The sequence below is a fragment of the Bacillus sp. AFS023182 genome, assembly GCF_002560575.1.
GTDB classification, from domain to species: Bacteria; Bacillota; Bacilli; order Bacillales; family Bacillaceae_G; genus Bacillus_A; species Bacillus_A arachidis.
In genome coordinates this window covers 1-9,730 of record NZ_NTRO01000114.1, presented here as the reverse complement: position 1 = coordinate 9,730, position 9,730 = coordinate 1, and the positions used below count along the sequence as shown (strand labels likewise).

At 34.9% G+C, this 9,730-nt stretch carries 13 protein-coding genes and 1 pseudogene; 5 read left to right on the top strand and 9 right to left on the bottom strand.

The genetic code is table 11. The features are described from left to right. Positions 1–883 precede the first annotated feature (883 nt). From prgP to CN288_RS27085, 3 genes are read left to right on the top strand one after another with little or no spacing between them, the layout of a single operon-like run. On the top strand, positions 884–1,831 hold the full coding sequence (prgP, locus tag CN288_RS27095; protein WP_098303570.1) for a ParA superfamily DNA segregation protein PrgP: 948 nt from the start codon (positions 884–886) through the stop codon (positions 1,829–1,831). Continuing rightward, the gene (locus tag CN288_RS27090) at positions 1,776–2,075 is read left to right on the top strand and encodes a hypothetical protein (RefSeq protein ID WP_098303569.1); all 300 of its coding nucleotides are present in this window, start codon (positions 1,776–1,778) and stop codon (positions 2,073–2,075) included. The genes prgP and CN288_RS27090 overlap by 56 nt, the downstream gene beginning before the upstream one ends. A gap of 32 nt (positions 2,076–2,107) precedes the next feature. Further along, positions 2,108–2,458 carry a hypothetical protein gene (locus tag CN288_RS27085; RefSeq protein WP_098303568.1) on the top strand — a complete coding sequence of 117 codons (351 nt, stop codon included), beginning with the start codon at positions 2,108–2,110 and terminating at the stop codon, positions 2,456–2,458. A gap of 198 nt (positions 2,459–2,656) precedes the next feature. Here CN288_RS27085 and CN288_RS27080 read toward each other — a convergent pair. Continuing rightward, positions 2,657–3,036: pseudogene (locus CN288_RS27080) on the bottom strand (hypothetical protein). Between the two features lie 214 nt (positions 3,037–3,250). Between CN288_RS27080 and CN288_RS29180 the strand changes: the two are divergent. Then, the gene (locus tag CN288_RS29180) at positions 3,251–3,400 is read left to right on the top strand and encodes a hypothetical protein (protein WP_002172469.1); all 150 of its coding nucleotides are present in this window, start codon (positions 3,251–3,253) and stop codon (positions 3,398–3,400) included. A gap of 143 nt (positions 3,401–3,543) precedes the next feature. Here the strand turns inward: CN288_RS29180 and CN288_RS27070 are convergent, their stop codons facing one another. The 6 genes from CN288_RS27070 to CN288_RS27045 form a co-directional block, all read right to left on the bottom strand. Continuing rightward, positions 3,544–4,134 (bottom strand): DUF3967 domain-containing protein, encoded by a 591-nt coding sequence (locus CN288_RS27070; protein WP_098303567.1) that lies wholly within the window; start codon positions 4,132–4,134, stop codon positions 3,544–3,546. Between the two features lie 84 nt (positions 4,135–4,218). Next, positions 4,219–4,431 carry a DNA-binding protein gene (locus tag CN288_RS27065; protein ID WP_098303566.1) on the bottom strand — a complete coding sequence of 71 codons (213 nt, stop codon included), beginning with the start codon at positions 4,429–4,431 and terminating at the stop codon, positions 4,219–4,221. Positions 4,432–4,669: 238 nt separating this feature from the next. Next, on the bottom strand, positions 4,670–4,822 hold the full coding sequence (locus CN288_RS29175) for a hypothetical protein (protein WP_176527756.1): 153 nt from the start codon (positions 4,820–4,822) through the stop codon (positions 4,670–4,672). A gap of 95 nt (positions 4,823–4,917) precedes the next feature. After that, positions 4,918–5,406, bottom strand: a complete 489-nt coding sequence (locus CN288_RS27055; RefSeq protein ID WP_098303565.1) for a hypothetical protein — start codon at positions 5,404–5,406, stop codon at positions 4,918–4,920. A 19-nt stretch (positions 5,407–5,425) separates the two neighbouring features. Beyond that, positions 5,426–6,001, bottom strand: coding sequence for a replication-relaxation family protein (locus tag CN288_RS27050; protein WP_255260067.1), 576 nt, complete (start codon positions 5,999–6,001; stop codon positions 5,426–5,428). Then, entirely contained in the window at positions 5,940–7,238 is a 1,299-nt protein-coding gene (locus CN288_RS27045; RefSeq protein WP_098303563.1) for an FtsK/SpoIIIE domain-containing protein, read from the bottom strand. The genes CN288_RS27050 and CN288_RS27045 overlap by 62 nt, the downstream gene beginning before the upstream one ends. 281 nt (positions 7,239–7,519) lie before the next feature. On the opposite strand from CN288_RS27045, the gene CN288_RS27040 reads away from it, so the two are divergent. Then, positions 7,520–7,759 (top strand): helix-turn-helix domain-containing protein, encoded by a 240-nt coding sequence (locus tag CN288_RS27040; protein WP_081811098.1) that lies wholly within the window; start codon positions 7,520–7,522, stop codon positions 7,757–7,759. A 63-nt stretch (positions 7,760–7,822) separates the two neighbouring features. On the opposite strand, the gene CN288_RS27035 is transcribed toward CN288_RS27040, so the two are convergent. Together CN288_RS27035 and CN288_RS27030 are read right to left on the bottom strand one after the other, a co-directional pair. Then, positions 7,823–8,218: a hypothetical protein gene (locus CN288_RS27035; protein ID WP_176527755.1), complete on the bottom strand. Its 396-nt coding sequence runs from the start codon at positions 8,216–8,218 to the stop codon at positions 7,823–7,825. A 360-nt stretch (positions 8,219–8,578) separates the two neighbouring features. Further along, positions 8,579–9,730 (bottom strand): IS110 family transposase (locus CN288_RS27030; RefSeq protein WP_098303562.1); only part of this gene is annotated, 1,152 nt, incomplete at its 5' end.

Sequence of the window (9,730 nt, the reverse complement as noted above, 5' to 3'; positions counted from 1 at the left end):
AATGTATGGCAGCACGGAATCACGGCTTATCAGTTTTTATTAACGTGGTTTCAGGCAATTCCACGTGAACAAAAAACAAAAAAGGCATCTCCAATTCCTAAATGACCTGTACATTTACAAGACTTCTAGGTTTAGAAACGCCCTTTATATATCTTTTTGACTACAAAAAATCAATTCTAGCATTTACTAGTTGAATTTTAGCCAAATCATAGATAAAATGGGTATATCAAATAAGCCTAGACGAAAGGCATAATTGTTTAAGATAGTGGTGGTACACTACTTAAACCGAAGTCCTGTGGGTTAATACAGTTCATTCTAGCCAAGTGGTGGTACACTAGCTAGAAGAGTCATTCCCGCTAAAGGTTGGTAGCCGATAGCATATGGGAGTGGCTTTTTTATTTTCTGTTCATATTCAGTTGTTCTATCGATCTTCATTTATGTAAAGTATCAAAATATGTTTTGTTTTGTAGAATGATGCTTGTTGTTTATTACGTTACAACAAGCTTTTTTGTTTGTAAATGCCCCTATAAGTGGGTTTAAGTCATCTAGTTAACTTAAATGAAGGATACAAAGATAAAAAGATAAAAAGATACATTTATCCTTAGATACAAAGATACATAGTTTACCTTTGTGTATCTTTAGATACAAAGATACAAAGATACAAAGATACAAAGATACATCAATTATCGTTGATTTTATAGGATTTCCATTAAAAGTTATGTACACAAAAAAATTTGTTAATCTATTAAATACAAAAAAAGATACATTTACCCTTTTACTTTTTGTACAAGCCCGTGTTATTATCAAATCGAGAATAAAAAGATAAAAAGATACATTTATCCTTTGTTACAATTATATTACAAATTTAAAAGGAGCGATTCCTGTGAGAAAAGGATACGTCATAATCAACGCCCAACAAAAAGGTGGAGTTGGAAAAACAACTGATTCGTGTATGGAATCTCTTGTGGCTTCTTTAATCTTTAATAAGAAAGTTTTATTTATTGATACTGACCTTCAAGGGAACGGTACAACGTTCTTAGCAAAATCTTTTAATATTACCGAAATGCAAAAGACATTAATGAAATGTCTTGAAGATGGAGATTTATCAGAAGGTATTGTGCAGCTGCATGAAAACCTAGACATGATTCCATGCGGATATGATATGAGGAAATACACGGACTTCTTAATTGAAAATTTTAATACGATTGAAGACAGAACTTTTTACCTTTCTAGATTGCTAGAAAAAATCAAATACAACTACGATTACATATTCATCGATATTCCACCTTCAACTGATTTAAAAGTGGATAATGCGATGGTAGCAAGCGACTATATTATTGTTGTTCAAGAAACTCAACAATTTTCATATGAAGGAAGTCAGCGTTTAATCTTTGAATACATCCAAACATTAGTCGATGACTTTGGTTCACTCGTAAAAATGCAAGTAGCTGGAGTACTTCCTGTATTACTGCAACAAAAGCGCGCTTTACACAAAGAAATTGTTAAAAGTACAATAGCTACTTTTGGTGAAGAGAATGTATTTACTACGATTATTAACAATCACGCACGTTTAGAATGGTATCCACGAATCGGCTTACAATTTGAAGATCATCATGATAAGAGAATGCTAGCTTTATTCTGTGATATTTTCTCTGAATTAGAAGAAAGAATTCACCTTTTCGAGACTGAGGGAGATATTGAACCGGGATATAGATATACACCTAAGTATTTCGTAGAAAATAAACTTACTAAGTTAGGGAAGGGGATTGACATAAGTGGCTTTAATCAAAAGGGAAACACCGCAAGAACCGAAGATAGCACAATCTGCTAATACAGAAAGAAATGTTCAAAGTACAAATAACAGCAACGTACAACAAAAGAAAGTTTTAACAGCTCAAGATAGAAAGAACATAAAAGTAACCCCTGAATCATTTAGTAAAATTAAAACCATTTGTACGATGAAGAGTATGAAAAATTACGAATTTATTGATGAAATTTTAGAATTCTACATTGCTAATAATTTAACTGAACGTGAGCAACGTATTTTAAAAAACATAACATCTAACAATAAATAGCTTTAAGTAATTACTAAATAGGAGTGGTACCTTTGGAAAATAAAAGTAAATCTTTTGTAGTAACTGTAACACCTATTACCGAAAGTTCAGATTTAGCTATTCAAAACGTTCAAACTAACACGGAAAAGGAAATACAGACACCAGAGAAACCAGATCAACGTTTAGTTCCATCTAAAACAGCCAAAATTTCACCAGCCGTTTTGCTAAAGCTAAATACTCTTAAACCATTTATTCAGGAACAAGAGAGTATGGATAAAACATCAATTAACAACATCATTGATATACTTGTTGAAAGCTATGTAGATACTCAGCTGGTAAATCGACATTCTAAAGCATATAAAGATATGTACAAGCGTCTTTACGAGACGTTAGAAAATAAATAAAAGACAGAAGTGTCCTTGTTTTTAGGATACTTCTTTTTTATTTGTTATTATGTATCTAAAGATACAAAGATANNTATCTTTGTATCTTTAGATAAATGTATCTTTTTATTTTAAGCAAGAAAACCAAACACTCCTGCTTCTCTATATATGGCACAACCCCTTTCCACAACCACCACTATCTCATTTACATAATTATCGTTAACGGAAGTTTCTACGTACTAAATAAAACGCTAAGGACCCCATAATAACAGGTGCAACGAAATTAAAAAAATGCGAAAAAGTAAAAGTAAAAATAAAAAAAATGGTGTAAGTGTATAGATAACTGCTAGTCCTATAAATACAGGAATTCCAAATTGAAACTCTCTACATCGTTTGATTTTCCTGTATAACACTTCCCCAATTAGACAAGCTATAAGAGCTGGTATACTACCATAAATGACGATAGTTTTAATGAATCCAAATACAACGGTCGGGTGAATAAAGCTAGGATTAAAAATATATGCAATCAAGAACCATCCGAAAATAAAAGCAAACAGACTTGCAGCATAACTAATTACAAATCTTATCAACGTAATCATCCTCACAATTTCCTAATATTATCTTCATTGTATGACAGTTATCATTATGTAAGATAGATATAAGTAGAAAAATATTGAGGATGTAGGTTTTTTTAACAAGTATTAAAAAAACTTTGCAACTAATAAAGTAATAAGGTTTACTTCAGTAAAATAAGAGGTATATTATATTTGTTGAATAGATTCTCTTTAAAGACAAGATAAGTAGGTGAACAAAGTGGGAAAATATCAATTGGATTACAAAGGTCAGGTAGCTGTGGCAAAGTTTCATGAAAAACAGACGCCTGCCAAATTTGATAAAAAGCAGCAACTTGAAAAATTGCGTGCGGAGTATTTGAAAAAGAAGCAAAAACAAACAGATAAATAATATGTTACGTTTTCCCTAATTTTTGGTGCGAACAAACACAAGAAAAAAGTGGATACCTACTCTCACAAGGAATCCACTCTTTCTTTTTCTACAACTCTATTTTTATATGTTCCTACCCTGGCTGGCAGTTCTTCTTCTTGTCCTTACCAAAACTTCCACCACGGCTTTTTCTTCTCCTTTGCAGCTGCAACCTCTTCACGAAATTCCTGCATTAATTTCTTTGTCTCCTGGATCTCACGCAATGTTTTCATGAGATTTTCATCTCGTGCTTCTAATCGTTTTTCAACTCGTTCATTATGCCGTTCTATACTTCCCTCAATTCGTTTGCTTCTTTGCTCTGCCTGCTCACTTAATCGCTTCTCCATCGCTAACATGCTTTGATTCATTTCTTGCGCCATAACGCTGTACTGTTGCTGGAGTTGCTGTTGAATGTGGAATGGGATTAGATCAGTTTCTTGTGATTCCTCTGTCTCCACATTTGGATTGGCGATTTCTAATCGCTGCGCAATCATCTTCGCTGCCTTTTCCAACGTCATACCGTCATGCTTACTAAGCTCAATTAATTTCTCAATGACCATAATGTCCTGTTCTGTGTATTCACGTCTGCCGCGCTTATCCTTCTTCACTGTAAATCCCTCTCGCTGCAACACTTCCATGTACTTTCTAAGGGTGCTATCACTTATTCCTAGTCGTTTGTATACTTCACTAGCAGAATAAACAATTTCGTCCGTCATAACGTCACAACACCTCCTAGTGACAGTATTCCATGATGGTTAAAAAATTCCTGCAAAGAAAAAAGCCCCATGACTATAGGACTTTTATTTCTTCATTTGCTCTTTACTTTTCAAAACATCTTCTTTAAAGAATAGTCGATCGCGAACCATTTCTTTGATTGGTTTTATTTTTTCTTTTTTTATCATCATGTTTAGGTTTTTCCTTGAACACCCTAAGATATCCAAGGCTTCTGATGTATTTACGATCTCATCATTAATAAAACGAATCAACTCTTCTTTGGTTTCGAATTTATACATCTTTCTTCTCCTTGATATACGTGGTTACCAAATTGAAAATTATTGTTGCAAATGCAAGTATACTAAGTGCAATACAAATATAGTCTGCGGTTTGCAAATTGGTATAGTCAATCAGGTACAAAATTACTCCCAAAACGATAACAACTGGAAAGTCCCTTAAGATGAATTTTTTCATAAGATAAAGCGGAATGTGTTATAATAATCTTAGGTACAAGGGAGGTTTCCCTCTCCTGTGGTGCTACTCTGAGTCGGTTTCTTGGTGGGAACGACTCTTTTCTTTTTCTTCCTTGATTTTGTAGTAAATGTCTAAGCTGTTTTTAATTCCGGAAGATAGTTGCGAGTAAATGGTTACGAATGCTGTTATGGAACCTAAGATTACTACCCAATCCACCTTGTTCACCTCCTTTTCTTTATACTCTTATTACACACCGTCAATTGACTTAAGCCAATTGAATTGATGGATTAATTGGTATTTTTTCTATTTTTTTATATCGCTTTTGCAATCTCAACAAGCAATCGCATAAACAATGGAATCATTTGGACCACTATATATCCTATCCCTGCCCTTGAAATAAGACTGAATCCCCGTTCCTGGCTACCCACCATAATAAACAACCCACCGCATAGCGCCACAACGGATGCGATTGGATACGACACTGCTTTGATTAAAAATATTACTGGCTCGAATGCATTCACAATACGATTATACAGTTGGCCATCTATATAATTTTTAAACTTACCATCAGTTGATTGAGCATCTTTAAATACTTCGTTGACATCACTTCCAGGTTCAGCAGCAAATCCATGAGGAATATCTATAATTTGGCTGAATATAATAGCACTACCGATCACAAGACTAATGTGCACTGCGACAGGTGCGTATTTTTTTGCTTTCCTTTTGAACAAGCTCCACTTTTTCTTCGCTCCATAGTTACCATCCATAAAATCTTTGATGCTCATTGTCTCAGTTGCCATATGGACCATCTCCCTATTTTTAATGGAAATCCGTAACTGTAAATATGTTGCAATCTAAACCTTCGCAAAGCTTCTTTAATTGATTTCTGCGGTATTCTGTTGTTGTATACCATGTAAATTTGGGCGGTTTTTCAAATACTTTGCAGTCAATTAATTTTTTATATTTCTGCATTTTCACTCGGTTTACACTCATTTTCTGTTCGTGATCTATTTCTATAATGTGGTATCTTCCTTCGTCGTTGAATAAAGCATCTGCAATTATAGAAACCATGCCTTTTACGTTCATTTTAACTTCTTGTTTCCACGTTTTAGGGCATTCATAAGCGATATAGATATCATTCCGCATAATATAGTGCCTAAATTGGTTAGAACGTTTGAGCACCTTTTTACTCCCAATGCGCTCACGTCCTTCTTTGTTGAGATAATAAATTTTTTCACCAAAGCGAAAGCTAGATACATATTCTTCAAGGTCCTTCATAACCCGCGATGCATTTCTGTCTCCACCTAAATCATGAAGAACTTGTATTTGCTTCCTAGTCAAAAATCCCAATCTCTTCAAGCTCGAGAGAATATTTTCGATCCTCGTTTCCTTCATGGCCAGTTTTTGCATCTTCATGCTCCTTTCTTGCTCTTATATTGATGTGTGGCTTTATGATGTTATCTATTTGCTTATTATCGATATAAACTGTCTGTAAGACCTTCTTTTCGTTAGTTTGGTATATTGCACGCCCTTTGATATTAGGAAGGGTTTCTGCACCTCCTTCATCCAATACGGCACGGCTCCCTGCTTCAGTTTGTAATCTGAAGCAAACACGGGCGCCGATGTTTTGACGGAGTTGTGATGGTAAAGCTTCATTAGTTGGATACTGGGTGCTGTACAGCAAACGAAAACCAGCAGCTCTGCCGCGTCTTCCTATATCTACAATGATGTCCTTGCACTCCTGATATGGCATCATGTCGGCAGCTTCATCTACGATGACAAAGTATCTTGTGGTATCTCCTGCTTCTTTTATATCTTCGTATCCTTTTTCTAGTAAGTATTCGTTTCTCTCATTCAGTTTGTTTTGCAGGTCTCTTAGAGTCTGTAGGGCTTCGTCAGGGTTCTTCGCAATCGATTCGACTTGGTTTAGGAATCTATATCGGTTAAAAGATAGACCACCCTTCAAATCAATTAGGAATAGCTTGGTATTTTCTGATTGGTTGCGTATAAGGGAGGTAATAATTAGCTTCAATACATTCGATTTCCCCATATCCGTCATCCCTGCTGAAATCATGTGTGCAATCGAATCAAAGTCATGTTTTACTAATCCATCTCGTGTGAATCCTATCGGCACTTCCCATCCCCTACACTGCTTCATCATTTCTTCCTCAAACTTCACAAAATCTGGAATCCCTTTCTCATAAACTCGTATTTTTAATAAACCATCATAAGACAGCTCAATTTCCATTCTAACGCTTTTTTTCTTGTTTATGATGTTTTGTATTTGTTTTAAGATATCTTTTCGCAAACGAAGAGATTTGAAGTCTGATGGTTTGAAATCGTAAACCTTGCTCTTATGGTTCAGTCCATCCTCTAGATGCTGCATCTTTTGTTCGAAGTCGGAGAAGCTAAGACCAAGAGGGATCCTGTAAGCATATTCCACGCCCCACTCATTTCTCGTCTTACGAAGTAGCTGTATTGTCCTGGTATCTTTCCCTTCTTTCACTTTTAAACCGCAATTAGCACAAATACGTTGGATTTTAGAAGCATCATTTGTCGCACCTTTTTGATACATTTTTGTGAAAAGAATTACACCGCCAACTGCTGCTGAACTTACTAACTCGAATATCAAAGTAGAACACCACCTTTCTTTGCTTATTCTGAAAGAATAGTCCCTATAGATTAGAAGAGAGCAAAATGGCTATAAATCATTGAAAATAATAATCTCGTAATGTCTGAAGTATCATTCTGTGAAAGAATTCTATTTGGAATAGGTAAAACAAAGTTTTGAAAGGCTATCAATTCGGAACGGTGAATCGTAATTTGTTTGGTATAGTAAAAGGTATTTTGCACTGTTTGGCCTTTATGTCACTTTTTTTCTTCGGTTTAAAAAAATGACGAAATGGGCAAGCTATGCCTGAGGTGGTAAAGGTGTTTGGATTAGGTAAAAAACGTAGCAAATTTGGTAAATGGTTAGATAAACAAGGGATAACACAAGGGGAATTAGAGAAAGCTGCTAAATTAAGTAGGGGCACAATTTCCAAGTTGTGCAACGATAAAACATATATACCGAAATTCTCAACGATTACTCAAATTATAAGAGGATTGAAAAAGCTAGGGCAAAACATACATGAAGATGATTTTTGGATGTAAAAAAGAACAACTAAGAGTTGTTCTTTTTTTATGATTTGTATTTATCATATATTATAGTAGCTACTACCAAGAAAATGTTGCAGCTTCCACATATCCTTTAACTCGGTAGGAAGAAAAAGGGTCAATAATATCTATTCTATAAGTAGCTGGTTTCATTCCTGTGAAAATAGTACTATATAAACCCTCACTGCCACCAAAATATTGATAGGCTGTACAAGCCTTTGTAACTGGGTTGCATAGTTGAACTCTCAAGGTTTGCCCATCCACACGAGTGCCACCGATTTTATAAGGTGCACGGCCGTCAGCGCCAAGATGAACTTCCACATTGGGTTGTGAGTAAGTAGTGGTAATTGAGTTTCCATCCCATTTTCCATCTTCCGTTTCAAAGTAAGTCCAACCAAAACTATTCGCACTGTATGCCGTTTTAATGGTACGTGGGAAGAAGCTGAAATAGAACAATTTATTACTGGCGAAGAATCAACAATAACTAAAATCGAAGATAGTGAAGATCTACTTAAAGAGTCATTAGAAACATTAAAATACTTAATGAAAAACTCTGAAGATGAAACTGTTAGATTGGAAGCTACAAAGGAAACTTTAAAGTTAATAAATAAAATAGTTTAATTCAAAGTAATATGTTTCAAGTCGGAGGAAGGCACCTTAGGGTGTCTTTTCTTACGATTAGTCAAATGTTTTTTAGAGTTATAATTGATTAAATGCCAGAAATTTTAAGCCAATTAAAATGCAAACCAAATCCCTCTAATATGTGTCTATTTTTTACTAGGGGGAAGATATGGTATAATGGATGAAACTATGGTTTCAGGCGGTTAACCGATAATCATAGTGCATATTATGTGTAATGAGATAGAAGAGAAGCTTCAATAATTTATTTACACATGCAATGGACGCAACTTTATGACACTTGTTATAAGGTTGCGTTTTTAATTTATCGTAATACTCAACAATATGATTTTGTCCGTAACGTCGTTGTTTAATCATGTTCTGGATGATAAGGAAAAGGAGCTTCCGCAAATGCTTATTTCCACGTTTATTGATTTTATCTTTAAAAAAGGTTTTACCTGATTGAAAACGGCGTATATCAATACCAGCAAATGCATTGAGTTGCTTGTTATTGTTAAAACGAGTAATATCTCCTATTTCAGCCATCAAGCGTACGGCAGTATTCGGTCCAATCCCAGGGAGACTGCGAATGATATCGTATTCTGCACGTTGCTTAGCTACATACACCATCTTGCTAATACAGCTTTCTTTTTGGTGAAGAAGCTCTTGATAGCGCCTTGCGTATAATTTGAGCTGGTCACACAGAACATCGTTCTGAGAAACAGCAGGATAGCAAATTTTCGCTATTTCAAGTATCTGAATCGCTTTTTTCTCCGCCGTAATATTTGATATTTTTTTATTGGTGTTGGCACGAATACGATTTTTTATAATGGTTTTAGAAAGACCTAAAACACAATCTGGGTGGGGAAATAGTTGAACAAAATTTAAAAATAAATCAGATTTACTAGTAAATATTCTTTCCAATTCTGGAAATGTTAATTGGATTACTTTATGCATACGGCCGCGAATTATTGATAATTCATCATCCAGTTCGCTATATAATCTAGATAGAGATTTTAACTGATAGAATAAATTATCAGTTTCGGTAGATACCCTTCGGGTAACTGTAAAATGGGTGAGAGCTAATCGGTGTGCGTCGCTTCGGTCTGTCTTATGAATCCGCAAGGAATCACATTGTATTTTGGCTTCTAATGGATTTAATAAACAATATGTATACTGGTTATTTTGCATAAATCGTTCTAGCTGTCTGGAATAGATCCCTGTTGCTTCGAATACAATTTCGGGTGATTCGCCGGTTTCATCTGTAAGCTTATGTATCTTTTCTTGTAGTTTTTTAAAATCAGGCTTAGAATGCTTGATTTCACTTTCGAATACGCATTGTTTTTGTGC

Excerpts from the sequence above, each read along its gene's own strand:
- CN288_RS27070 (WP_098303567.1), bottom strand. The coding sequence starts at position 4,134 with ATGACGGACGAAATTGTTTATTCTGCTAGTGAAGTATACAAACGACTA.
- CN288_RS27065 (WP_098303566.1), bottom strand. The coding sequence starts at position 4,431 with ATGTATAAATTCGAAACCAAAGAAGAGTTGATTCGTTTTATTAATGAT.
- CN288_RS27055 (WP_098303565.1), bottom strand. The coding sequence starts at position 5,406 with ATGGCAACTGAGACAATGAGCATCAAAGATTTTATGGATGGTAACTAT.
- CN288_RS27050 (WP_255260067.1), bottom strand. The coding sequence starts at position 6,001 with ATGAAGGAAACGAGGATCGAAAATATTCTCTCGAGCTTGAAGAGATTG.
- CN288_RS27040 (WP_081811098.1), top strand. The coding sequence starts at position 7,520 with ATGCCTGAGGTGGTAAAGGTGTTTGGATTAGGTAAAAAACGTAGCAAA.